23 protein-coding genes are annotated in these 22,540 nt (G+C 72.0%); 13 read left to right on the top strand and 10 right to left on the bottom strand.

The genetic code is table 11. The annotated features are described in order from the left end of the window. Positions 1-119: 119 nt before the first annotated feature. On the bottom strand, positions 120-764 hold the full coding sequence (locus ACFYWX_RS02955) for a TetR/AcrR family transcriptional regulator (RefSeq protein WP_389422176.1): 645 nt from the start codon (positions 762-764) through the stop codon (positions 120-122). A 151-nt stretch (positions 765-915) separates the two neighbouring features. Next, positions 916-1,812 (bottom strand): alpha/beta fold hydrolase, encoded by an 897-nt coding sequence (locus ACFYWX_RS02960; RefSeq protein WP_389422177.1) that lies wholly within the window; start codon positions 1,810-1,812, stop codon positions 916-918. Positions 1,813-1,902: 90 nt separating this feature from the next. Between ACFYWX_RS02960 and ACFYWX_RS02965 the strand changes: the two genes are divergently transcribed. The 5 genes from ACFYWX_RS02965 (at position 1,903) to ACFYWX_RS02985 (ending at position 6,028) form a co-directional block, all read left to right on the top strand. Continuing rightward, a complete protein-coding gene (locus tag ACFYWX_RS02965; protein ID WP_389422178.1) occupies positions 1,903-2,352 on the top strand; it encodes a hypothetical protein in 450 nt (149 codons plus the stop codon). Between the two features lie 297 nt (positions 2,353-2,649). Further along, complete coding sequence (locus ACFYWX_RS02970; protein ID WP_389422179.1) at positions 2,650-4,071, top strand: DUF2252 domain-containing protein; 1,422 nt, start codon at positions 2,650-2,652, stop codon at positions 4,069-4,071. Positions 4,072-4,285: 214 nt separating this feature from the next. After that, positions 4,286-4,759 carry a hypothetical protein gene (locus ACFYWX_RS02975; protein ID WP_389422180.1) on the top strand — a complete coding sequence of 158 codons (474 nt, stop codon included), beginning with the start codon at positions 4,286-4,288 and terminating at the stop codon, positions 4,757-4,759. Between the two features lie 82 nt (positions 4,760-4,841). Continuing rightward, positions 4,842-5,639, top strand: a complete 798-nt coding sequence (locus ACFYWX_RS02980; RefSeq protein ID WP_389422181.1) for a hypothetical protein — start codon at positions 4,842-4,844, stop codon at positions 5,637-5,639. A gap of 59 nt (positions 5,640-5,698) precedes the next feature. After that, positions 5,699-6,028 carry a rhodanese-like domain-containing protein gene (locus tag ACFYWX_RS02985; RefSeq protein WP_389422629.1) on the top strand — a complete coding sequence of 110 codons (330 nt, stop codon included), beginning with the start codon at positions 5,699-5,701 and terminating at the stop codon, positions 6,026-6,028. Positions 6,029-6,095: 67 nt separating this feature from the next. Here ACFYWX_RS02985 and ACFYWX_RS02990 read toward each other — a convergent pair whose 3' ends face one another. From ACFYWX_RS02990 to paaA, 6 genes are all read right to left on the bottom strand, one after another. Then, complete coding sequence (locus ACFYWX_RS02990; RefSeq protein ID WP_389422182.1) at positions 6,096-7,229, bottom strand: acyl-CoA dehydrogenase family protein; 1,134 nt, start codon at positions 7,227-7,229, stop codon at positions 6,096-6,098. 136 nt (positions 7,230-7,365) lie between these two features. Next, complete coding sequence (locus tag ACFYWX_RS02995) at positions 7,366-8,427, bottom strand: 2Fe-2S iron-sulfur cluster-binding protein (RefSeq protein ID WP_389422183.1); 1,062 nt, start codon at positions 8,425-8,427, stop codon at positions 7,366-7,368. Further along, complete coding sequence (gene paaD, locus ACFYWX_RS03000) at positions 8,427-9,044, bottom strand: 1,2-phenylacetyl-CoA epoxidase subunit PaaD (RefSeq protein ID WP_389422184.1); 618 nt, start codon at positions 9,042-9,044, stop codon at positions 8,427-8,429. The genes ACFYWX_RS02995 and paaD overlap by 1 nt, the downstream gene beginning before the upstream one ends. Continuing rightward, a complete protein-coding gene (gene paaC, locus ACFYWX_RS03005) occupies positions 9,038-9,760 on the bottom strand; it encodes a 1,2-phenylacetyl-CoA epoxidase subunit PaaC (RefSeq protein ID WP_389422185.1) in 723 nt (240 codons plus the stop codon). The genes paaD and paaC overlap by 7 nt, the downstream gene beginning before the upstream one ends. After that, entirely contained in the window at positions 9,757-10,044 is a 288-nt protein-coding gene (gene paaB / locus ACFYWX_RS03010; RefSeq protein ID WP_361283956.1) for a 1,2-phenylacetyl-CoA epoxidase subunit PaaB, read from the bottom strand. The genes paaC and paaB overlap by 4 nt, the downstream gene beginning before the upstream one ends. Then, on the bottom strand, positions 10,041-11,084 hold the full coding sequence (gene paaA, locus ACFYWX_RS03015; protein WP_389422186.1) for a 1,2-phenylacetyl-CoA epoxidase subunit PaaA: 1,044 nt from the start codon (positions 11,082-11,084) through the stop codon (positions 10,041-10,043). Before paaA ends, paaB begins: the two co-directional genes overlap by 4 nt. Before the next feature lie 290 nt (positions 11,085-11,374). On the opposite strand from paaA, the gene ACFYWX_RS03020 reads away from it, so the two are divergent. Genes ACFYWX_RS03020 through ACFYWX_RS03030 form a run of 3 tightly spaced genes read left to right on the top strand, consistent with a single transcriptional unit; the run spans position 11,375 to position 14,357 of the window. After that, entirely contained in the window at positions 11,375-12,301 is a 927-nt protein-coding gene (locus tag ACFYWX_RS03020; RefSeq protein ID WP_389422187.1) for a DUF5819 family protein, read from the top strand. Further along, entirely contained in the window at positions 12,298-13,593 is a 1,296-nt protein-coding gene (locus ACFYWX_RS03025; RefSeq protein WP_389422188.1) for an HTTM domain-containing protein, read from the top strand. Before ACFYWX_RS03020 ends, ACFYWX_RS03025 begins: the two co-directional genes overlap by 4 nt. After that, positions 13,590-14,357, top strand: coding sequence for a TrmH family RNA methyltransferase (locus ACFYWX_RS03030; protein WP_389422189.1), 768 nt, complete (start codon positions 13,590-13,592; stop codon positions 14,355-14,357). Before ACFYWX_RS03025 ends, ACFYWX_RS03030 begins: the two co-directional genes overlap by 4 nt. Here ACFYWX_RS03030 and paaN read toward each other — a convergent pair. Then, positions 14,354-16,045 carry a phenylacetic acid degradation protein PaaN gene (gene paaN / locus ACFYWX_RS03035; protein ID WP_389422190.1) on the bottom strand — a complete coding sequence of 564 codons (1,692 nt, stop codon included), beginning with the start codon at positions 16,043-16,045 and terminating at the stop codon, positions 14,354-14,356. The two genes, ACFYWX_RS03030 and paaN, sit on opposite strands and share 4 nt — an antisense overlap. Before the next feature lie 160 nt (positions 16,046-16,205). Between paaN and ACFYWX_RS03040 the strand changes: the two genes are divergently transcribed. Both ACFYWX_RS03040 and ACFYWX_RS03045 read left to right on the top strand, forming a co-directional pair. After that, a complete protein-coding gene (locus ACFYWX_RS03040; RefSeq protein WP_389422191.1) occupies positions 16,206-17,720 on the top strand; it encodes a 3-hydroxyacyl-CoA dehydrogenase in 1,515 nt (504 codons plus the stop codon). Then, a complete protein-coding gene (locus ACFYWX_RS03045; protein WP_389422192.1) occupies positions 17,717-18,307 on the top strand; it encodes a TetR/AcrR family transcriptional regulator in 591 nt (196 codons plus the stop codon). The genes ACFYWX_RS03040 and ACFYWX_RS03045 overlap by 4 nt, the downstream gene beginning before the upstream one ends. 1 nt (position 18,308) lies before the next feature. Here the strand turns inward: ACFYWX_RS03045 and ACFYWX_RS03050 are convergent, their stop codons facing one another. Then, positions 18,309-18,830 carry an Lrp/AsnC family transcriptional regulator gene (locus tag ACFYWX_RS03050; RefSeq protein WP_389422193.1) on the bottom strand — a complete coding sequence of 174 codons (522 nt, stop codon included), beginning with the start codon at positions 18,828-18,830 and terminating at the stop codon, positions 18,309-18,311. A gap of 175 nt (positions 18,831-19,005) precedes the next feature. Between ACFYWX_RS03050 and pdhA the strand changes: the two genes are divergently transcribed. Genes pdhA through ACFYWX_RS03065 form a run of 3 tightly spaced genes read left to right on the top strand, consistent with a single transcriptional unit; the run spans position 19,006 to position 22,486 of the window. Further along, complete coding sequence (gene pdhA / locus ACFYWX_RS03055; protein WP_389422194.1) at positions 19,006-20,139, top strand: pyruvate dehydrogenase (acetyl-transferring) E1 component subunit alpha; 1,134 nt, start codon at positions 19,006-19,008, stop codon at positions 20,137-20,139. Beyond that, positions 20,139-21,143, top strand: coding sequence for an alpha-ketoacid dehydrogenase subunit beta (locus ACFYWX_RS03060; protein ID WP_389422195.1), 1,005 nt, complete (start codon positions 20,139-20,141; stop codon positions 21,141-21,143). Before pdhA ends, ACFYWX_RS03060 begins: the two co-directional genes overlap by 1 nt. Then, positions 21,143-22,486, top strand: a complete 1,344-nt coding sequence (locus ACFYWX_RS03065) for a dihydrolipoamide acetyltransferase family protein (protein ID WP_389422196.1) — start codon at positions 21,143-21,145, stop codon at positions 22,484-22,486. The genes ACFYWX_RS03060 and ACFYWX_RS03065 overlap by 1 nt, the downstream gene beginning before the upstream one ends. Positions 22,487-22,540 lie beyond the last annotated feature (54 nt).

The following is a 22,540-nucleotide window of genomic DNA, read 5'->3' on the forward strand; positions in this document are numbered from 1 at the left end:
GGGGGGGGGGGGGGGGGGGGGGGGGGGGGGGGGGGGGGGGGGGGGGGGGGGCGGGGGGGGCGGGGGGGCCCCCCCCCCCCCCCGCCCTGTTTCCGGCTCGCGCCGTTCGCGCCGTGGTGTCACGCAGTGGCAGGCAGGAGTGAGGCGTCGGTGGCCTCGGTCCGCAGGCGGCTCAGGACGGCCTTGGCTGCCTTGTCGTAGCAGGTGAAGTCGTCGTGCAGGACGGACTCGGCGTTCGCCATCTCCAGGAACGCCACGAGCTCGAAGACCAGCTGCGGGATGTCGGTGTCGTCCGCGAGCTCGCCCGCCAGCTGGGCCTCCCGCGCGGTCTGCTCCAGGTAGGAGAACCAGTTGGAGCGCGCCGCGGCGAGCGTGTCGTGGACCTTGCCCTCGCGGGCGTCGTACTCGGCGGAGACCGAGTAGAAGAAGCAACCGCCGGGGAAGACCCGCTCCCGGGAGTACGTGAGCCACCCCGTGCACAGGCGCCACAGGCGGCCGATGCCCGCCGGCAGGTCGCGGGCGGGCTGGACCACATGCTCCAGATACACGGTGATGGCCGTACGGATCGTCGCGAGCTGGAGGTCCTCCTTGGAGCCGAACAGGGCGAACACACCGCTCTTGCTCAGGTTCAGCTCGCTCGCGAGTTGTCCCATGGACAGCGCCGCGAGGCCCTCCACGGACGCGATCTCCACCGCTCGTCTGAGGATCAGTTGCCGGGTCTGGTTGCCGCGCGCGATCCGGCCGTCGGCCTGCGTTCCTGCCACGCCCATGTGCACCTACTCTCCTGGGGCCGGACTTTCTCGGCACCGTTGAGGTATCAACAGTGTAGGCCAATGAGCGGACGTTCGTGCGGTTAGTGCGGGAAAAACGGAAGCAATCAGTCCATCCGGAAGCGGTCGGTCCATCCGGAAGCGGTCAGTCCATGACGACCGCGTGCGGGTCCGTCTCGCCGGCCGGACTCGGCCCCTGGTCGAGGAAGTCCAGTGCGGTCCGCACGACCTCCGCGTCGCCGAGGATCCGCCGGTGCCCGAGTCCGCTGGTGACGACCAGTCGTGCCTGGTCACCGAAGGCCTCGGCGATACGGCGGCCCTGCGTCACCCTGATCCTGGTGTCGTCCTCGTCGTGGATCACCAGCAGCGGTGAGCGCACGATCCCGGTCATGTTGGTGAGGGAGAAGGGCACCTCGTCGAGCGGCATGTCGGGGAAGAGGTTGACGCGGATCTCGTCGTGCAGCCGCGCCTTGAGCCGGTCGCGCACCTTGAGCTCGGCGGAGAACTCCTCGACCAGGTAGTCGAAGTCGCAGACCCCGCTGATGGTGACGATCTTCTCCGCCTTCACCCCGTGCTTCAGCCCGTAGAACGAACCCAGCACACCCATCGAGTGGGCGATCAGGCACTCGAACGTGCCGTACTGGTCGTGCAGCGCGGTCACGGTGTCGCGGTACTCGAGGATCGTGGTGCTGCGGCCGTTCGCGTCGCCGTGGCCCGGGGCGTCGAAGGTGATGACGCTGTGGCCGCGGTCGAGCAGCCCCGGGACGAAGTCGGACAGCCGGGACGCGCGCGACTGCCAGCCGTGCACCAGCAGCACGGGGCGGCTGCCGTCGCCCCAGCGGTAGGTCACCGCGTGCTTGCCGCCGCCGACGTCCACGCGGTCGACGTGCGCCTTCTCGAACAGCTCGCGCTCGGAGGACCGTAGCCCGCTGCGCACGAGCGGCATGTGGAACAGGGTGAACGCGCCCTTGCCCGCCAGCCGTCCCGAGACAAGGGAGGCGGTGTTGAGGACGGTGCTCGCAACTGCCTCGGTGGGTTTCATGCTCGCTGCTCCTCGATCAGGCATCAGGGCCTGATATATTAGCACGACCGACCGTACAGTTTTAGTCCTGCGAGTTTACGAGGAGACGCCATGCCGGCTCCCATCTGGTTCGCCCCGTGGAAGCCCGGCCCGGCCGAGCACGCGGGGCCCGGCGACGCCTCGGGTGGCGCGGCCCTCGTGAGTGTCACCGACTTCGCCCCGCACCGCCCCTGGACCTCGTTCGGTGTCAACATCGCCGGCGTCGCCCTGCGCCGGACCTGGGACGACGTCGAAGGCGCGATCGGACTCTGGCTGTGGAGCGTTCCCGGACTCCTGCACTCGCGCTCCGGTTCGGTCTCCGTCTGGCGCGACGAGGAGGCCCTGCGCGGCTTCGTCGCCCGCCACGACCACGTACGGATCATGCGCGCCTACCGCGACCGCGGCGACCTGCGCTCGACGACCTGGCAGACGGACCACTTCGACAAGGACGCCACCCAGGAGACTGCCCGCAACCTCATCGCGCAGTGGTGCGCGCAGCCGGGGGGAGTGCGAGGTCGATGACGGGGAAGTCGGTTGGAGGGTGAGGGTTGTGTGATGGGGAGGAGCCCCGGCTGGGACGCCGGGGCTCCTCTGTTTTTCCCGCTCCCCCTCGCTCGACTCCCGCTCATGGCGTATGCCTTGCGGCTTTCCATGGCGTACGCCATGGGGTTTTCCACAGCCGCGGAGTTGTCCACAGGGCCTGACGCGTTTCGGCCACTGGTTGTACGGTCGGCACGAGTTGATGTTCGCGTCGCGTAGATGTCCGTGTCGCGTAGATGTCGGTGTCGCGGTTCGCGCACGTTCGGGGGAGGCGGTCAAATGACCGAGGTCGGTGGTACGGAAGCGTCGGAGCCGGGACGACGACTCCCGCGGGTACCCGGGTTCGCCGAGTGGCCCGCCGAGGGCTCGCCCAAGGAAGAGGGAAAGGCGCTGCGGCGGCGTGTCCCGCGCGGCACGCACACCGCCCTCGACCTGGACGCTTCCCGCCCGGACGCGGTCACGGCGGTCGAGGAGTCCAGCCAGGGCCGCCTCCCCGAGCTCACCCCCATCAGGGTGGGCCGCATGGCGGCCACCCCGTTCGCGTTCCTGCGCGGCTCCGCGGGCCTCATGGCGTACGACCTCGCCCGCACCCCCATGACCCGGATCCGCGCCCAGATCTGTGGTGACGCGCACGCGGCGAATTTCGGCCTGTACGGCGACGCGCGCGGCGACCTCGTCATCGACCTGAACGACTTCGACGAGACGGTCGACGGGCCGTGGGAGTGGGACCTCAAGCGGCTCGCCGCGTCCCTCGTGCTGGCGGGGCGGGAGGCCGGCGCGGACGAGGACACCTGCCGCAAGGCGGCGCACGGCGCGGTCGGCGCCTACCGCCGCACCATGCGGCTGCTGGCCAAGCTCCCGGTCCTCGACGCGTGGAACGCCATCGCGGACGAGGAGCTCGTCTCCCACACCGACGCCCACGATCTGCTCGGCACGCTCGAGCGGGTCTCCGAGAAGGCGCGGGCCAACACCAGCGGGCGCTTCGCGGCGAAGTCCACCGAGCCGACCGAGGACGGCGGTCGGCGCTTCGTCGACGCCCCGCCCGTGCTGCGCCGCGTCCCGGACGCGGAGGCGGCCGCGGTGGCCGCGTCCCTGCAGCCGTACCTGACCACGCTCTCCGAGGACCGCCTCCCCCTCCTGGCCCGCCACGCGGTGCACGACGTCGCCTACCGCATAGTCGGCACGGGCAGCGTGGGCACCCGGTCGTACGTCGTGCTGCTCCTGGACCACCGGGGCGAACCGCTGGTGCTCCAGGTGAAGGAGGCGCGGGCGTCCGCCCTGGTCCCGCACCTGGTGAGCGCCGGTTTCGAGGCGCCGTCCGTCGACCACGAGGGGCGCCGCGTGGTCCTCGGCCAGAAGCGCATGCAGGTGGTCAGCGACATTTTGCTGGGTTGGACGTCGGTCGACGGCCGGCCCTTCCAGGTCCGTCAGTTCCGCAATCGCAAGGGCAGCGTCGACCCCGCCGCCCTCGCCGCCGACCAGGTCGACGACTACGGCCGGATGACCGGCGCCCTCCTGGCCCGCGCCCACTCCCACAGCGCCGATCCACGCCTCATCGCCGGCTACTGCGGCAAGAGCGAGGAACTCGACGAGGCGATGGCCACCTTCGCCGTCGCCTACGCCGACCGCACCGAGGCCGACCACGCGGAACTGGTGAAGGCGGTGCGGGAGGGACGGATCGCGGCGGAGATGGGCGTATGAGGAAGCGGGCGGCCGAACGGGGCATGGCGAAGCGGGCGGCCGACGGGCGCGTGACGAAGAGGGCGGCTGACGCGCGCATGGCGAAGGGGGAGGCTGACGGGCGCGTGACGAAGAGGGTGGCTGACGCGCGCATGGCGAAGGGGGAGGCTGACGGGCGCGTGACGAAGAGGGTGGCCGACGGGGGCGGCCTGCGACCGGAAACGCGGGGCGCCCCGTGAAGTACGTCGACCTCGACGCGTTGCTGGGCGGGACGAGGGGCGGCATCGACCCCCGCCCCTATCTGGAGCGGCTGCCCGTCCTCGCGGACCGCCTGCCCCCGGGGGCGCGCGCGTTCGCCACCGACCCGGACCACTACGACTTCGGTGGCAAGCGGTGTGTGAAGGACCTCAAGCCCCGGGAGGCCCGCCGCACCGGTGACGACACGATAGAGATCCACTTCGGCCACAACTGCTGGAAGCACGACGAGGACCTGGTCATCCGGTACTCGGGCGTCTCCCGCTTCCAGGCGGACGTACTCGACGTCTGTGACCTCGCCGACCTCGGTGACGTCATCCTCGACGAACTCCTGCCCCACCCCGACGGCTGCACCCACGAGATCGCCTGCCGCCCCGGCACCCTCGTCGTGGCCTGCCGCGACCTCACGGCGGAGTGGGTGGCGGTGGACTGCCCGGAGGCACGGCAGGTGTGAGACGGCAGGCGACACCCCGTCCTCGGCCCGTCGCGACCGGTGAGCTTGGGTGGTCACCCCGGCCGTGGCCTACGCTGGTCGGGTGACGACCCCGGAAGCTGAGCAGTCCCGTCCCGAGGAGCGGCTTGAGCGGGCCGTGCGGGCCGCCGAACAGGCGTTGATCGAGTACGAGATCGCGGTGGAGACCTTCCGCGTCGAGATCGAGAACTTCTCGCGCCTCCATCACCAGAAGCTCGGTCCCATGTACGCCCGCCTCGACGAGCTGGACGCCCAGATCGCCGAGGCCAGGGCCGCCCGCACCGGTGACCCCGAGGACCGGCGCAAGGCGGACGAGGCACGAGCCCGGGTGCTGCCGATGCCCGGCGTCGACGAGCTGTTCCACGGCTGGATGGACGGCGAGGGCCTGTACCCCGAGGCCGTCGCGATGCTCACGGACCAGCCGGTGCAGCCCCCGCAGCGGGTACGGCCCAGCGAGGAGGCCCGCAAGCTCTACCGCGACCTGGCCCGCAAGGCGCACCCCGACCTGGCCCAGGAGGACGCGGAACGCCGACGGCGCGAGGAGTTCATCACCCGCGTCAACGCCGCCTACGCCCGAGGCGACGAGGCCTTGCTGAGGGAACTCGCCGAGGAGTGGGCCGCTGGTCCCGCGCCGAAGGAGACCGGCCCCACGCCCAGCGAGGAGCTCTACGCCCGCCTCGAATGGCTGGCCCAGCGCAAGGAGATGCTCACGCTCGTCGCCAAGGAGCTGGAGGACGGCGCGATCGGCGCCATGCTCCGCCTGGCCCCGGACGACCCGGACCGTCTCCTGGACGAGATCGCCGACAAGCTCCTGGCCGAGGTCGCCGAACGCGAGGCGGAGCTGGCGGCGCTGTCGCAGTAGGGCGCGCAGCTCCTGTCGTCCGGTCGGGTAGCGTCGGAGGCATGAGTTTCGGAGCTGGTGTGCCCACGGTCGAGGTCGGCGACCTCAAGGACGGCGATTTCCTGCTGGACGTCCGCGAGGACGACGAGTGGCAGGCGGGTCATGCCCAAGACGCGCTGCACATCCCCATCAGTGAGTTCGTGGCCCGCTACGGCGAGCTGACCGAGGCCGCCCCGCAGGACGGCCGCGTCCATGTGATCTGCCGTTCCGGCGGCCGTTCGGCCCAGGTCACCATGTATCTCGTCCAGCAGGGCATCGACGCCGTGAACATCGACGGCGGCATGCAGGTGTGGGAGGCCGCAGGCCGCCCGGTCCTGACCGACGACGGCCGCCCGGGTCACGTGCTCTGAGCTTCGGGAGAAGGCTTGTCAGCTGGCGTCAGCCGTAGTCAGCCGGATCAGCCGTCGTCAGCTGGCGTCAGCCGAGGGGATGCGCCGCCAGCAGGTCGCCCAGTGCCTCCTCGTGTGCCGAGGCCGGGCCGAGTGCCAGCTCCAGGTGTTTGGCCCAGGCGTGGTACCGGTGCAGCGGGTACTCCACGTCCGCGCCGAACCCCCCGTGCAGATGCTGTGCCGTCTGCACGGTCCGCCGTACGCCCTCCGCCGCCCAGATCTTCGCCACGGCGACGTCACCGGAGGCGGGCAGGGCACCCGGCGCCCCCGAGGCGATCCGCCACGCGGCCTGCCACAGCGTGGCCTCCATCGCCCGCAGGTCGATGTACCGGTCGGCGGCCTGCACGGCGACGGCCTGGAAGGTCGCGACGGGGAACCCGAACTGCTCCCGCTTACCGGTGTACTCCCCGGTCATCCGCAGCACGTTCTCCCCCAGCCCCAACGCCAGCGCACACGTCCCCGTGGTCAGCAGCTCCCGCAGCCACTCCCACGCCCCGTCGGCCTCGATGACGTACCGGCCCGTGATCCGCGCCGACTCCAGCCGCAGCTCGCCGAGCCGCTCACCGGTGGTGGAGACCTGCTCGGCGACGACGACCCCGTCGTGCACGCGGGGGACCAGGGCGAGCACGCTCCGATCGGCCTCCGTGTGCGCGGGGACGAGAACGAAGTCGGCGTTGTGCGCCCACGGCACCGCCGTCTGCACCCCGTCCAGCACCCACACCCCGCCCTCCCGGCGTGCGGTCACCGCCCGCTCGGCCGGGTCATGACCGGTGCGGCCGTGCGCGGCGACGGACAGCACGACCTCGCCCCGCCCCGCCCGCGCGAGCAATTCCTCCCTCAACTCCTCGCCGCCGTAGACCTGTACGGCCGCCGCGGCCGCGCTGCTCTCCAGCAGCGGCACCCGAGCCAGCACCTTCGCCGACTCCCGCAGCACCAGACACAGCGCGATGGCGTCGAGACCCGCCCCGCCGAACTCCTCCCCGAGCAGCAGACTCAGCAGATCCGCCTCGGCGAGCCTGGCCCACAGCGCCCGGTCGAAGTCGTCGGCCACGGCACCCCGGGTGAGCGAGGGACTGGGCACCCCGTCGGGCGCGACCCCGGCGAACACCCCCCGCGCCGCCTCGGCCGCCGCCTGCTGCTCCTCGCTGAAGGTGAAGTCCACGGTCCTGTCCTCCCGGCGGATCCACTGACCTGACGGCCCGTCAAGATAGAACAGGTTCTAGAAGAAGGGAATGCCTTGCTGCCTTCTACCCGGGGCGGCACGGGAGGCCCGGCCCCTCTCCGCCGGGCGGCTCGGCTCAGCGGTCGAAGTCCAGCTCCACCTTCTCCGTCACCGGATGCGACTGGCACGCCAGCACATACCCCGCCTCCGTCTCCTCCCGCTCCAGCGCGAAGTTGCGGTCCATGCGGACCTCACCGGCGACCAGGAAGGCCCGGCAGGTGCCGCACACCCCGCCCTTGCAGGCGTACGGCGCGTCCGGCCGGTTGCGCAGCACCGTCTCCAGGAGCGACTCCCCGTCCTGCACCGGCCACGTCCCGCCGCGCCCGTCCAGCCGGGCGGTCACCGTGCTGTGGGCGGGTGCCGCGGCTGAGGGCGTGGGCGCGACGCTGTCGACGTGGAAGATCTCCTCGTGGATCCGGGCCCGGGGAACGCCCATGTCCCGCAGCGCCCGCTCCGCCCCCTGCACCAACCCGAACGGCCCGCACAGGAACCATCCCGCCACCCGCTCCACCGGCAACAGCGCAGGCAGCAGCCCGCTCAGCCGCTCCCGGTCGAGTCGCCCCGACGGCAGCCCCGCCTGCTGTTCCTCCCGGGAGAGCACCGTGACCAGCTGCAACCGATCCGGGTAGCGGTCCTTCAGGTCGGCGACCTCCTCCAGGAACATCGTCGAGGCGGACGTCCTGTCGCTGCGGATCAGACAGAACCGGGTCCCGGCCTCACGCGCCAGCAGCGTCGAGACGATCGACAGCACCGGCGTGATCCCGCTGCCGCCCACGATCGCCGCGTACACACCGGGCGCCGGGTCCAGCGTGAACCGCCCTGCCGGTGTCATCACCTCCAGCTCGTCCCCGACGTTGATCTCCTTCAGCGCGTAAGTGGAGAAGGATCCGGCCTCGACCAGCCGCACCCCCACCCGCAGCGTGCTCGGCCCGTCCCCGTCCGGCGCGGGCGCCGGTGAGCAGATCGAGTACGTCCGCCGGATCTCCCGCCCGTCGACCACGCGCCGCAGAGCGAGGTGCTGGCCCGCCGCGTGCCGGTACTCCTCGCGCAGTTCCGGCGGCACCGTGAGGGTGAGGGCGACGGAGTCGTCGGTGAGCCGGTCCACCGCGGCCACCGGGAGCGGGTGGAAGCGCGCCATCACAACTCCTTGAAGTGGTCGAACGGTTCACGGCAGGTCAGGCAGCGTCGCAGCGCCTTGCACGCGGTGGAGGAGAAGCGGCTGAGCAGCTCGGTTTCGGCGGAGCCGCAGTGCGGGCAGCAGACGGGTTCCTCGGGCTCGCCGAGCCCGGTCTGCTGGCCGGGCCCGTCCTGCCCGGTGGAGTGCGAGGGCGTCGGTCCGGACTGTGTGTGCGCCGGTCCGGACTGTGTGCGCGTCGGGCCCAGGGCCAGGGCGACCGGTCCCGACGAGCCCGCCCCCGCCAGGGTGCGCGGGGGCGCGATCCCGAACTCCCGCAGTTTGCGCCGCCCTTCGGCCGTGATGTCGTCCGTCGACCAGGCGGGCGTGAGCACCGTGCGCACGGTGACCTCCCGCACGCCGTGCTCGTGCAGCACCCGCTCGATGTCCTCCGACATCGCCTCCACGGCCGGGCAGCCCGTGTACGTCGGGGTCAGCTCGACCTCGACCGCGTCGGCGTCGCGGACGTGCACCGCGCGCAGCACGCCCAGCTCCCGCAGCGTGAGTACCGGCAGCTCGGGGTCGGGCACCGAACCGGCGACCGCGAGGAGTTCCGCCTCCAGCGGGGTGACCGTCACCATGACGCCCCCGGGTGGCTGCGGTGCAGGTGCTGCATCTCGGCGAGCATCCGCCCGAAGGACTCGGTGTGCAGCCCCTGACGGCCGGCGCCCGCCGTCCACGCCCCGGACCGCGGCCCCTCGGGGACGGTCAGGGTGGCCCGCCGCAGCACGGCCCCGACGGACTCCAGCCAAACGGCCTCCATCTCCTCCCCGTCGACGTCCAGGCCCTCCACCGGCCGGAACATCTCGCCGGTGAACCGCCACAGCGCGTCGCAGGCCCGCCGCATCCGCTCATGGCTGACGTCCGTGCCGTCCCCGAGACGCCGGGTCCACTGCTCGGCGTGGTCCCGGTGGTAGGCGACCTCCTTGACCGCCTTCGCGGCGAGCCCGGCGAACGGCCCGTCCCCGCCCGCGAGGCGCGCGTACAGCAGGTGCTGGTAGGTGGAGAAGTACAGCTGGCGGGCGATGGTGTGGGCGAAGTCGCCGTTCGGCTGCTCCACCAGCTGGAGGTTGCGAAAGGCCCGCTCCTCGCGCAGGTACGCCAGCTCGTCCTCGTCGCCGGCCGTCGAGAGCAGCACGCGGGCCTGGCCCAGCAGGTCCAGCGCGATGTTGGCGAGGGCGACCTCCTCCTCCAGGACGGGGGCGCGGCCCGCCCACTCCCCGAGGCGGTGGGAGAGGATCAGGGCGTCGTCGCCGAGGGCGAGCGCGGCGGCCGTGGGAACCGTGGTGGTCGTCACAGGTGCTTCACCCCCTCCGGGATCTCGTAGAACGTCGGGTGGCGGTACGGCTTGTCGGCGGCCGGCTCGAAGAACGGGTCCTTCTCGTCGGGGGAGGACGCCGTGATCGACGAGGACGGCACGACCCAGATCGAGACGCCCTCGCCGCGCCGGGTGTACAGGTCGCGGGCGTTGCGCAGGGCGAGCTCCGCGTCCGGTGCGTGCAGGCTGCCGGCGTGGGTGTGGGAGAGGCCGCGGCGGGAGCGCACGAAGACCTCCCACAGGGGCCAGTCGGTGTTCGTCATGCTCGTGTCGCTCCCGTCTCACCGGAGCGGCCGGCGCCGGTGTGCTTGGCCGCGTGGGCCGCGGCGGCCTCTCGAACCCAGGCGCCCTCGTCGTGAGCCTGCCTGCGCTGCGTCAACCGTTGTTCGTTGCACGGGCCGTTGCCCTTGAGGACCTCCCAGAACTCCGTCCAGTCGATCGGCCCGAAGTCGTGCTGCCCCCGCTCCTCGTTCCACTTCAGGTCCGGGTCCGGGAGCGTGAGCCCCAGTGACTCGGCCTGGGGGACACAGATGTCCACGAAACGCTGGCGCAGCTCGTCGTTGGAGTGGCGCTTGATCTTCCAGGCCATCGACTGCGCGGAGTGCGCGGACTCGTCGTCGGGCGGGCCGAACATCATCAGGGACGGCCACCACCAGCGGTTCACCGCGTCCTGCGCCATGGCGTGCTGCTCCGGGGTGCCACGGCTGAGGGCCAGCAGCAGCTCGTAACCCTGGCGCTGGTGGAAGGACTCCTCCTTGCAGACACGGACCATCGCGCGTGCGTAGGGGCCGTAGGAGCAGCGGCACAGCGGCACCTGGTTGGTGATCGCGGCGCCGTCCACCAGCCAGCCGATGGCGCCGACGTCGGCCCAGGTCAGGGTCGGGTAGTTGAAGATGGAGGAGTACTTCTGGCGGCCGGTGTGGAGCTTGTCGAGCAGTTCCTCGCGGCTCGTTCCCAGAGTCTCGGCCGCGCTGTACAGGTACAGGCCGTGGCCCGCCTCGTCCTGAACCTTCGCCATCAGGATGGCCTTGCGGCGAAGCGAGGGCGCGCGCGTGATCCAGTTGGCCTCCGGCTGCATGCCGATGATCTCGGAGTGGGCGTGCTGCGCGATCTGCCGGACCAGGGTCGCTCGGTAGGCGTCGGGCATCCAGTCCCGCGGCTCGATGCGCTCGTCGGCGGCCACGGCGGCGTCGAAGGCACGCTGGTGCGCGTCGGTGCCTGTGCTGCCCGCGGTGTCCGCGGTGCCGTCCTGGGCGCCGTACGCCGGTGTGCCGGCCGTCTGGTGCGCGGCTGCTGTCGCCATGAGGTCCCCCTCGACCTTTGGGGTCTGCCCGAGCCTTCTCCCGACCGATCGTTCGGTCCGTGCGCTTCCATGGTGGGACGGCCGTCGTAAGGTGTCAACCGCTGTGGATAACCTGCGTGCCTCCCCTGTGGACAACCTCGTGGGTGTGGACAACCGCTCCGGACCGGTCGGCTGTGAGAAGTCCGGCGGGGGCTGTGCCGGGCCGGTGGGCCTGAGTACCGTTCCGTGCGAGCGCAGACGGTGGTGTTGCGAGGGCCGCGGGACGGGCCGGGATCGGGAAACGGGGCGGAATGGACGCGTACGGCGGAACGGACGCCCAGGAGGACCCGGGCGCCGCGCCCGGGCCGGAGCCCCGGCACGCCTCGGCCCCAGGCGTTCCCTCACAGGCCGACCGCGCCCGCTCTGCCGCGCTGCCCGCCGACCGCCCTGCCAGCCCCGGTCCCTCTCCCGAGCACCTTGCCGGCCCCGGTCCCTCTCCCGAGCACCTTGCCGGCCCCGGTCCCTCTCCCGAGCACCTTGCCGGCCCCGGTCCCTCCCCCGCCCACCCTGCCGCGCCGCCCTCCGAACCCCGCACCGGAGTCGCCGTCCTCTCCCCCCGCTACCAGATAGGCGTCGCCCTGGCGCTGGCCGTCGTCGCGGTCACCGTCTGTGTGCACATCGGCATGGTGTTCCTGCACGTCGCGCCGTCGAACACGGTCACCAAGCGGCACGGCAAGGCCATCGACGACTGGATCTACCCGGAGTTCGAGCAGAACTGGAAGCTGTTCGCGCCGAACCCGCTCCAGCAGAACATCGCCGTCCAGGTCCGCGCCCAGGTCAGCTCGCCGAACGGCGACCTGCGCACCACCGGCTGGTACGACCTGTCGGCCGAGGACGGCCGGGCCATCGAGGGCAACCTGCTGCCCAGCCACACCCAGCAGAACGAGCTGCGCCGCGCCTGGGACTTCTTCGTCGCCACGCACGGCACCGACAACCGCGCGGTGGGCCTGCGCGGCTCCCTCTCCGAGACGTATCTGCGCCGCATCGTGGTGCTGCGCCTGGCCCGCGAGGACGCGGTCGGCGCGGACGGCGTCCTCGAACGCGTCCAGGTCCGCTCCAGCACCACCAACGTGCGCCCACCCGAATGGAGCCGGGAGCAGATCTCGCTCAAGCCGACGTACAGGGTGCTGTCCTGGTGGTCGGTCCCCGCGGCCGAGGCCAAGGGGGGCGTCAAGTGAATCGCTTCGCCCTGTCGGTCTCCGCCGCCATCGCCCGTGTCACCGAGTCGGCGCTCGGGCCGTACCAGACCGCGGTCGTCCGCATCGGGTTCGGCGCGACCTGGCTGCTGTTCCTGCTGCGCGAGCTGCCGCACCGCCAGGAGCTGTACGGTCCCGACGGGCCGTGGAGCTGGGATCTCGCCCAGCAGCTGACCGGGACCAACGGCGCCTTCACCGTGCTGATGTGGTCGGACGGGCGGCTCTGGTTCGAGATCGTCTACGCGCTCGCCGTCCTCTCGAGCGCGCTGCTGCTGCTGGGCTGGCGCACCCGCACGATGTCCGTGGTGTTCATGGTCGGTGTGCTGTCGCTGCAGAACCGCAGCGTCTTCGTCGGCGACGGCGGCGACAACGTCCTGCACCTGATGTCGATCTACCTGGTGTTCACGCGCTGCGCGCGGGTGTGGTCGCTCGACGCGCGGCGGGAGCGGCTCGCGGGGGAGGCGCGCGCGCGTGGGGAGCGGGTGGTGGACCGGGTAGGACCGGCCCTGTGGGGCGTGTTCGGGCTGGTGCTGCTCGCCGCGACCCTCGCCGGGAAGCTGGGCGAGAACTGGCTGTCGGACGTGGACGACTCGGGCAGGTCGGCCCCGGTCGGCCTGATCATGGCCTTCGCCGCGGGCATCGGCGGGCACGGACTGCTGCCGACGATCCTCTGGGGAACGTGGGCGACACAGGCCCTGTGGTGGGTCGTCGCGCGCCGGGCGAAGACCGCCGAGCCGCGGATCCTGCTCGATGTGATCGGCAACGTCGTCCACAACGGCGCCCTGCTCGTGATCATGGCCGAGGCCTGTCTGATCTACGCCACGGCCGGCTGGTACAAGATCCAGGGGTCGCGCTGGCAGGACGGCACCGCCGTCTACTACCCGCTGCACCTCGACTACTTCACGCCCTGGCCCGCCCTCGCCGATCTGCTCTCAGCGGGCGGCACGCTCGTGATGCTCGTGACGTACGGGACCGTCATCGTGCAGGTCGCCTTCCCGTTCACCCTGTTCAACCGACGGGTCAAGAACGTCCTGCTGGCCGCCATGATGACCGAGCACGCCGTGATCGCCGTGGTCCTCGGGCTGCCGTTCTTCTCCCTGGCGATGATCGCGGCGGACGCCGTCTTCCTTCCCACCTCGTTCCTGCGCCGCCTGGGCGGCTGGGCGGCACACGCGCGTGGACGGCTGTTTCCGCGCGACGGCCACACTCCGCCGAGACAGGACCCGGTCACCCCGGAGAACCCCGAGCACACGCCCGTAGGCTTCACCACATGACCGACCCCGTGAGCGCCTGGCACCGGCTCGCCGACTCCTGCGTGCTGCTCGACGGCTTCCACGCCCTCAAGCACGCCGTGCGCTTCGGGGCCGACGTCCCGGTGGCGGTCACCACCGACCGGCGGGCGGCGCTCGGCCTGGCCGACGAACTCGCCCCGGACGTACGCGACACCCTGGACGCGCTCCTGACGGAGGTCCCGGAGACGACGTACACGGCCCTCGTGCCGCGCCCGCACCCCACGGCCGTCGCCGCGCTGGCCGTACGGCCCTCCCGCGAGGGCAATCTCGACAGGCTGGGGCACGCGCCCCGCCCCGCGCCCGTCGTGGTCCTCGACAACCCGCGCAACCTGGGCAACGCAGGAGCCGTGATCCGGCTGGCGGCCGGCTTCGGGGCGACCGGGGTCGTCACCACCGGCACCCTCGACCCCTGGCATCCCACCGTGGTGCGCGCCGGGGCGGGACTGCACTTCGCGACCGCCGTGGAGCGGCTGACGGTGGCGGAGCTGCCGCCCGGGCCGGTGTTCGCGCTCGACCCGGAGGGCGACGACATCCGGGGCGTGAAGCTCCCGGACGACGCCGTCCTCGCGTTCGGCTCGGAGCGCAGCGGCCTGTCGGCGGAGCTGCGCGCGCGGACCGACCACCTGCTGGCCCTGCCGATGCGCCCCCAGGTCTCCAGCTACAACCTCGCGACCAGCGTGGCCATGACGCTGTACCACTGGAGCGCCACCGGAGGCGCCGCCACCGTCGGCCAGGACAGTCTTTAGGCCTCCCGGCGCACCTCCACCACCCGGAAGCGGTTCGCGACGAACGCGCCGTCGGTGAGTGCCGCGTTGGCCGCCGGGTTGCCGCCCGAGCCGTGGAAGTCGGAGAAGGCGGCGGTCTGGTTGACGTACACCCCGCCGGTGAGGTTGAGGGAGAGCTGGGCGGCCTCCTCCAGGCAGACCTCCCGCACGGCCTGCTCGACCTCCTCGTCGGTCGTGTACGCGCCGACGGTCATCGCGCCCTTCTCGCGGATGGTCCGCCGCAGCAGTTCCACCGCGTCCGCCGCCGAGTCGACCGCGACGGCGAAGGAGACCGGCCCGAAGCACTCGCTCATGTAGGCGGCCCCGTCGTCCGGCTTGGTGCCGTCCAGCTTCACGATGACGGGCGTACGCACGACCGCGCCCGGGAACTCGGGGTTGCTCACCTCGCGGGAGGCGAGGGCGACCTCGCCGAGGCCTGCCGCGGCATCCAGACGGGCCTTCACGTCCGGGTTGACGATGGCGCCGAGCAGGGCGTTCGCGCGGGCGTCGTCGCCGAGGAGACCGTCGACCGAGCGCGCGAGGTCGGCGACCACCTCGTCGTAGGTCTTCGGGCCCTCGTCGGTGCGGATGCCGTCGCGCGGGACGAGCAGGTTCTGCGGGGTGGTGCACATCTGGCCGCTGTACAGCGACAGCGAGAAGGCCAGGTTGGCGAGCATCCCCTTGTAGTTCGCGGTCGAGTCCACGACGACCGTGTTGACGCCGGCCTTCTCCGTGTAGACCTGCGCCTGGCGGGCGTGGGTCTCCAGCCAGTCGCCGAACGCTGTCGAACCGGTGTAGTCGATGATCCTGATCTCGGGGCGGACCGCGAGCGTCTTGGCGATGCCTTCGCCGGGCCGTTCGGCGGCCAGCGCCACCAGGTTCGGGTCGAAGCCGGCCTCGGCGAGCACCTGGCGCGCGGCCTGCACGGTGAGGGCGAGCGGCAGCACCGCGCGCGGGTGGGGTTTGACCAGGACCGCGTTGCCGGTGGCCAGGGAGGCGAACAGACCCGGGTAGCCGTTCCACGTCGGGAAGGTGTTGCAGCCGATGACCAGTGCGATGCCCCTGGGGACCGGCGTGAACTGCTTGGTGAGCGCGAGCGGGTCGCGCTTGCCCTGCGGCTTGGTCCACTCCGCCGTGTCCGGTGTGCGCACCTGCTCCACGTACGCGTACGCCACCGCCTCCAGGCCGCGGTCCTGGGCGTGCGGGCCGCCCGCCTGGAACGCCATCATGAAGGCCTGGCCGGAGGTGTGCATGACGGCGTGCGCGAACTCGTGCGTCCGGTCGCTGATCCGCTTGAGGATCTCCAGACAGACCACCGCGCGCGTCTCGGCGCCCGCGTCCCGCCAGGCCCGCCGGCCGGCCGTCATGGCGGGCAGCAGCGCGTCGATGTCCGCGTGCGGGTAGCTCACGCCCAGCTCGATGCCGTACGGCGATTCCTCGCCGCCCACCCAGTCGTCCGTGCCGGGCTGGCCGAGGTCGAGGCGGGTGCCCAGCAGGGCGTCGAAGGCGGCCTTGCCGGCCGCCGCGTCCAGGCTGCCGTTCTCGCCGTAGGCCTTGGGGTGTTCGGGGTGCGGGGACCAGTACGCGCGGGTGCGGATCGCTTCCAGCGCCTGGTCGAGGGTGGGCCGGTGCTTGGCGATCAGATCGTGCGCGGTGAGTTCGGCGGCCATGCGGGACCAACTCCTCGTCTCAAGAACTCTTCGTCGAGCTCATGACCTGGGCGGAAACCTGGGCGGGAACGGACGGACAGAGTTAGAGTAACCGAACGATCGGTCGGGACAAGGGGGCCTGCCGCATCTGTGGAAATCCCCGTGCGGGAGGATCGCGCACATGACAGCACTCGACCTCAGCAGCCCCGTGGCCGTCGTCGGCACCGGCACCATGGGCCAGGGCATCGCCCAGGTCGCGCTGGCCGCCGGCCACCCCGTACGGCTGTACGACGCCGTCCCCGGGCGGGCCCGGGAAGCGGCCGCCGCGATCGGCGCACGCCTCGACCGGCTCGTCGAGAAGGACCGCCTCACCGGCGCCGACCGGGACGCGGCGCGCGGCCGGCTCACGGCCGCCGAGAGCCTCGCCGGAATTGCCGACTGCGCGCTGGTCGTCGAGGCGGTCCTGGAGCGGCTGGACGCCAAGCAGGAGCTGTTCCGCGCGCTGGAGGACGTCGTCGCCGAGGACTGTCTCCTCGCCACCAACACCTCGTCCCTGTCCGTCACCGCCATCGGCGGCGCCCTGAGCAACCCGGGCCGCCTCGTCGGCCTGCACTTCTTCAACCCGGCGCCGCTGCTGCCCCTGGTCGAGGTCGTCTCCGGGTTCGCCACCGACGTCACGTCGGCCACGCGCGCGTACGAGACGGCCCGCGCCTGGGGCAAGACGCCGGTCGCCTGCGCCGACACCCCCGGATTCATCGTCAACCGCATGGCGCGGCCCTTCTACGCCGAGGCCTTCGCGGTCTACGAGGCGCAGGGCGCCGACCCCGCCACCATCGACGCCGTCCTGCGCGAGTCGGGCGGGTTCAAGATGGGCGCCTTCGAGCTCACCGACCTCATCGGGCAGGACGTCAACGAGTCCGTCACCCACTCCGTGTGGCAGTCCTTCTTCCAGGACGTGCGCTTCACGCCGTCGCTCGCCCAGCGCAGGATGGTCGAGTCGGGCCGTCTCGGCCGCAAGAGCGGACAGGGCTGGTACGACTACCGCGAGGGCGCCGAGCGCGCCGAGCCGCACACCGCGGAGGGGGCCCGGCCGCCCGCCTACGTCGTCGCCGAGGGTGATCTGGGCCCGGCCTCCGAGGTGCTCGCCCTGATCCGCGAGGCGGGCATCCAGATCCGCGCCGAGGAAGAGGACCACGGCACCCGCCTGGTGCTGCCCTCCGGCGGACAGCTGGTGCTCGCCGACGGCCAGACGTCCGTGGAGTTCCGGGACGTCGTCTACTTCGACCTCGCCCTCGACTACCGCAGGGCCACCCGTATCGCCCTGTCCGCCTCCCAGGACACCGCCCCGCAGACCCTCGCCGAGGCCACCGGCCTCTTCCAGGCCCTCGGCAAGGACGTCAGCGTCATCGGCGACGTCCCCGGCATGATCGTCGCCCGTACGGTGGCGCGGGTCGTCGACCTGGCACACGACGCCGTCGCCAAGGGCGTGGCCACCGAGGAGGACATCGACACCGCGATGCGCCTGGGCGTGAACTACCCCCTCGGTCCCTTCGAATGGAGCCGCAGACTCGGCCGCAGCTGGGCGTGCGCCCTCCTCGACGATCTGCACCAGCGCGACCCCTCCGGCCGCTACGCGCCGTCCCTCGCGCTCTACCGCCACGCGTACGCCACCGAAAAGCGGGAGGGCACCTCATGACCACGGCCAAGCGCGACACGTACACCCCGGAGACGCTGCTGTCCGTCGCGGTGCGGGTCTTCAACGAGCGCGGCTACGACGGCACCTCCATGGAACACCTCTCCAAGGCGGCCGGTATCTCCAAGTCGTCGATATACCACCACGTCGCCGGCAAGGAGGAACTGCTGCGCCGCGCCGTGAGCCGGGCGCTGGACGGCCTCTTCGCGATCCTCGACGAGGAGCACGCGCGCGTGGGTGGTGCCGCGGACTGCCTGGAGTACGTCGTGCGGCGCATGGTCGAGGTGCTCATCGCCGAGCTGCCGTACGTGACGCTGCTGCTGCGCGTGCGCGGCAACACCGACACCGAGCGGTGGGCCCTGGAGCGGCGCCGCGACTTCGACCACCGGGTCGCCGAACTGCTGAAGGCGGCCGCCGCCGATGGGGACGTACGCGGTGACGTCGAGGTGCGCCTGGCCACCCGGCTGGTCTTCGGGATGATCAACTCGATCGTCGAGTGGTACCGCCCCGACGGCGGTGGCATTCGGGAGGGCGACGTGGCCGATGCCGTCGTGCAGCTTGTCTTCGGGGGGCTGCGCTCGGGCTCGTGAGTCAGCCCTGGGGCTCCAGGTCCTCCTCCTCGAACACCAGCAGGGTGCGGGTGCTGAGGACTTCGGGGATCGCCTGCAGCCGGGTGAGCACCAGCTCGCGCAGGGCCCTGTTGTCGGGAGTGTGCACCAGCAGCAGGACGTCGAAGTCGCCTCCCACCAGGGCGATGTGGGAGGCACCGGGCAGCCGGACGATCTGCTCGCGCACCGTGCGCCAGGAGTTCTGGACGATCTTCAGGGTGATGTACGCCGAGGTGCCCTGACCCGCGCGCTCGTGGTCGACCCGGGCGCCGAAGCCGCGTATGACGCCGTCCTCGAGGAGCCGGTTGATCCGCGCGTAGGCGTTGGCGCGCGAGACGTGGACCCGTTCGGCGACCGACCGTATCGACGCCCGGCCGTCCGCCTGGAGCATGCGCAGGATGTCCTGGTCGATGGCGTCCAGGGGGCGCGCGGGCGACAGAGGCACGCCGGCGTCCGGGAGGGGGATGCCGGCGTCCGCGCCTTCGGCCATTTGTTCAGATGCCATGTCCCCCCGCCTTCCTACCATGGACGTACTGCGTCCATCACAGGCTGTGGAGAACCGTTTGTCCACAGCCTGAAGGTGCCTGTAGCCAAAATGTGCCGACGACCGAACAATCGGTAGGTGAGGCGCACCACACAGGCTGCGCCTCTCGAAGCCGCTTCCACGAGGAGGTGCCGTCATGACGGTGATGGAGCAGCGGGGCACATACCGGCCAACGCCGCCGCCCGCCTGGCAGCCCCGTACCGACCCCGCGCCACTGCTGCCCGACGCGGAACCGTACCGCGTCCTCGGCACGGAGGCGGCCGCGAAGACCGACCCGGACCTGCTGCGCCACCTGTACGCGCACCTCGTGCGCGGCCGCCGGTACAACGCCCAGGCCACCGCCCTCACCAAGCAGGGCCGCCTGGCCGTCTACCCCTCCAGCACCGGCCAGGAGGCCTGCGAGATCGCCGCCGCGCTCGCCCTGGAGGAGCGGGACTGGCTCTTCCCCAGCTATCGCGACACGCTCGCCGCCGTCGCGCGCGGCGTGGACCCGGTCGAGGCCCTCACCCTCCTGCGCGGCGACTGGCACACCGGCTACGACCCCCGCACCCACCGCGTCGCCCCCCTGTGCACTCCGCTGGCCACCCAGCTCCCGCACGCCGTCGGCCTCGCCCACGCCGCCCGCCTCAAGGGCGACGACGTGGTCGCACTCGCGATGGTCGGCGACGGCGGCACCAGCGAGGGCGACTTCCACGAGGCACTGAACTTCGCTGCCGTGTGGCAGGCCCCGGTCGTCTTCCTCGTCCAGAACAACGGCTTCGCGATCTCCGTCCCGCTCGCCAAGCAGACCGCCGCCCCCTCCCTCGCCCACAAGGCCGTCGGGTACGGCATGCCGGGCCGCCTGGTCGACGGCAACGACGCCGCCGCCGTCCTGGAGGTGCTGAGCGACGCCGTACGGCACGCGCGCGCGGGAGGCGGCCCCACACTCGTCGAGGCGGTGACCTATCGCATCGACGCCCACACCAACGCCGACGACGCCACCCGCTACCGCGGCGACACCGAGGTCGAGACCTGGCGCGCGCACGACCCGATCCTGCTCCTCGAGCAAGAGCTGACCGAGCGCGGACTGCTCGACGAGGACACCAGGCAGTCCGCGCGGGTCGCCTCGGAGTCGATGGCCGCAGACATGCGCGAGCGCATGAACCAGGACCCGGTGCTCGACCCCATGGACCTGTTCGCCCAGGTGTACGCCGAGCCCACCCCGCAACTGCGCGAGCAGCAGGACCGGCTGCGTGCCGAGCTCGAGGCGGAGCAGGAAGGGACCCACTGATGACCACCGTCGCCGTCAAGCCCGCCACCATGGCGCAGGCCCTCACGCGCGCGATGCGCGACGCCATGGCCGCCGACCCGGCCGTCCACGTGATGGGCGAGGACGTCGGCACCCTCGGCGGCGTCTTCCGGGTCACCGACGGGCTCGCCAAGGAGTTCGGCGAGGACCGCTGCACGGACACGCCGCTGGCCGAGGCGGGCATCCTCGGCACGGCCGTCGGCATGGCGATGTACGGCCTCAGGCCGGTCGTGGAGATGCAGTTCGACGCGTTCGCCTACCCCGCGTTCGAGCAGCTCATCAGCCACGTCTCCCGCATGCGCAACCGCACGCGCGGGACGATGCCGCTCCCCATCACCGTCCGCGTCCCCTACGGGGGCGGCATCGGCGGCGTCGAGCACCACAGTGACTCCTCCGAGGCGTACTACATGGCGACTCCCGGGCTCCATGTCGTCACGCCCGCCACCGTCGCCGACGCCTACGGACTGCTGCGCGCCGCCATCGCCTCCGACGACCCGGTGGTCTTCCTGGAGCCCAAGCGCCTGTACTGGTCGAAGGACACCTGGAACCCGGACGACCCGCGGACCGTTGAACCGATCGGCCGCGCGGTCGTGCGCCGCCCGGGCCGCAGTGCCACGCTCATCACGTACGGCCCGTCACTGCCCGTCTGCCTCGAAGCCGCCGAGGCGGCACAGTCCGAGGGCTGGGACCTCGAAGTCGTCGACCTGCGCTCGCTGGTGCCGTTCGACGACGAGACCGTCTGCGCCTCGGTACGGCGCACCGGACGCGCCGTCGTCGTCCACGAGTCGGGTGGGTACGGCGGGCCGGGCGGGGAGATCGCCGCCCGGGTCACGGAGCGGTGCTTCCACCACCTGGAGGCGCCGGTGCTGCGCGTGGCCGGGTTCGACATCCCCTACCCGCCGCCGATGCTGGAGCGCCACCACCTGCCCGGCGTCGACCGGATTCTGGACGCCGTGGCGCGTCTTCAGTGGGAGGCCGAGAGCTGATGGCACAGGTGCTCGAGTTCAAGCTCCCCGATCTCGGCGAGGGGCTCACCGAGGCGGAGATCGTCCGCTGGCTGGTCCAGGTCGGCGATGTCGTCGCCGTCGACCAGCCGGTCGTCGAGGTCGAGACGGCCAAAGCGATGGTCGAGGTGCCCTGCCCCTACGGCGGCGTGGTCACCGCCTGCTTCGGCGAGGAGGGCACGGAACTGCCCGTCGGGGCGCCCCTGCTGACGGTGGCCGTGGGCCCGCCGGCCTCCGGCGGTGACGCCGGGGAGCCGAGCAAGGGCTCGGGGAACGTGCTGGTGGGCTACGGCACCTCGGAGGCCCCCGCACGCAGGCGCCGGGTCCGGCCGACCGCACCGGTGGTGCAGACGGCACCGGCGGCAGCACCCCCGCGCTCTCCTCGTGGATCGGCGGACGCCGGTGTCTCAGGCGTGCCGTCCGGCGGTGAACGGCTCCGCGCCGACGACGCCCCCGTACCCGTCATCTCTCCGCTCGTGCGGCGGCTCGCCCGCGAGAACGGGCTGGACCTGAGGACCCTCGCCGGCTCCGGACCCGAGGGGCTGATCCTGCGCGCGGACGTGGAGCAGGCGCTGAGCGCCGCCGCCGCGCCCACCCGGGCGACGGCACCCCAGCCCGCGCCCGCAGCCCTTGCGACCGGCACCCGCATCCCCCTCAAGGGCATCCGGGGTGCCGTCGCCGACAAGCTCTCCCGCAGCCGTCGCGAAATCCCCGACGCCACCTGCTGGGTGGATGCCGACGCCACGGAGCTCATGCGGGCACGGACCGCCATGAACGCGGCGGGCGGGCCGAAGATCTCCCTGCTCGCGCTCCTCGCCCGCATCTGTACGGCAGCCCTCGCCCGGTTCCCCGAGCTCAACTCCACCGTCGACATGGAGGCCAGGGAGGTCGTCCGGCTCGACCACGTCCACCTCGGCTTCGCCGCGCAGACGGACCGGGGTCTCGTCGTCCCCGTCGTACGGGACGCGCATGCGCGGGACGCCGAGGCGCTCACCGCGGAGTTCGCGCGGCTGACCGAGGCCGCCCGCGCGGGCACCCTCACGCCCGCCGAACTGACCGGCGGCACCTTCACGCTGAACAACTACGGCGTGTTCGGCGTCGACGGCTCCACGCCGATCATCAACCACCCCGAGGCGGCCATGCTCGGTGTCGGCCGCATCCTCCCCAAGCCGTGGGTGTACGAGGGTGAGCTGGCGGTGCGCCAAGTCGTGCAGCTGTCACTCACCTTCGACCACCGGGTGTGCGACGGCGGCACGGCGGGCGGCTTCCTGCGGTACGTGGCGGACTGCGTGGAACAACCGGCGGTACTACTGCGCACCCTGTGAGCCCTGTGAGCCCTGTGAGCCCTGTGAGCGCTGTGAGTGCTGAGGCGTGCGCCG

The organism is Streptomyces sp. NPDC002888, assembly GCF_042888465.1.
GTDB lineage: Bacteria > Actinomycetota > Actinomycetes > Streptomycetales > Streptomycetaceae > Streptomyces.

Bases quoted from the DNA above. Each gene is read 5' to 3' on its own strand.
- paaB (WP_361283956.1), bottom strand. From the start codon at position 10,044: ATGACGAACACCGACTGGCCCCTGTGGGAGGTCTTCGTGCGCTCCCGC.
- ACFYWX_RS03060 (WP_389422195.1), top strand. From the start codon at position 20,139: ATGACCACCGTCGCCGTCAAGCCCGCCACCATGGCGCAGGCCCTCACG.
- ACFYWX_RS03040 (WP_389422191.1), top strand. From the start codon at position 16,206: ATGACAGCACTCGACCTCAGCAGCCCCGTGGCCGTCGTCGGCACCGGC.
- ACFYWX_RS02965 (WP_389422178.1), top strand. From the start codon at position 1,903: ATGCCGGCTCCCATCTGGTTCGCCCCGTGGAAGCCCGGCCCGGCCGAG.
- ACFYWX_RS03050 (WP_389422193.1), bottom strand. From the start codon at position 18,830: ATGGCATCTGAACAAATGGCCGAAGGCGCGGACGCCGGCATCCCCCTC.
- ACFYWX_RS02995 (WP_389422183.1), bottom strand. From the start codon at position 8,427: ATGGCGCGCTTCCACCCGCTCCCGGTGGCCGCGGTGGACCGGCTCACC.
- ACFYWX_RS02960 (WP_389422177.1), bottom strand. From the start codon at position 1,812: ATGAAACCCACCGAGGCAGTTGCGAGCACCGTCCTCAACACCGCCTCC.
- paaA (WP_389422186.1), bottom strand. From the start codon at position 11,084: ATGGCGACAGCAGCCGCGCACCAGACGGCCGGCACACCGGCGTACGGC.
- paaD (WP_389422184.1), bottom strand. From the start codon at position 9,044: ATGGTGACGGTCACCCCGCTGGAGGCGGAACTCCTCGCGGTCGCCGGT.
- ACFYWX_RS03065 (WP_389422196.1), top strand. From the start codon at position 21,143: ATGGCACAGGTGCTCGAGTTCAAGCTCCCCGATCTCGGCGAGGGGCTC.
- ACFYWX_RS03045 (WP_389422192.1), top strand. From the start codon at position 17,717: ATGACCACGGCCAAGCGCGACACGTACACCCCGGAGACGCTGCTGTCC.
- ACFYWX_RS02970 (WP_389422179.1), top strand. From the start codon at position 2,650: ATGACCGAGGTCGGTGGTACGGAAGCGTCGGAGCCGGGACGACGACTC.
- ACFYWX_RS03020 (WP_389422187.1), top strand. From the start codon at position 11,375: ATGGACGCGTACGGCGGAACGGACGCCCAGGAGGACCCGGGCGCCGCG.
- ACFYWX_RS03030 (WP_389422189.1), top strand. From the start codon at position 13,590: ATGACCGACCCCGTGAGCGCCTGGCACCGGCTCGCCGACTCCTGCGTG.
- paaN (WP_389422190.1), bottom strand. From the start codon at position 16,045: ATGGCCGCCGAACTCACCGCGCACGATCTGATCGCCAAGCACCGGCCC.
- pdhA (WP_389422194.1), top strand. From the start codon at position 19,006: ATGACGGTGATGGAGCAGCGGGGCACATACCGGCCAACGCCGCCGCCC.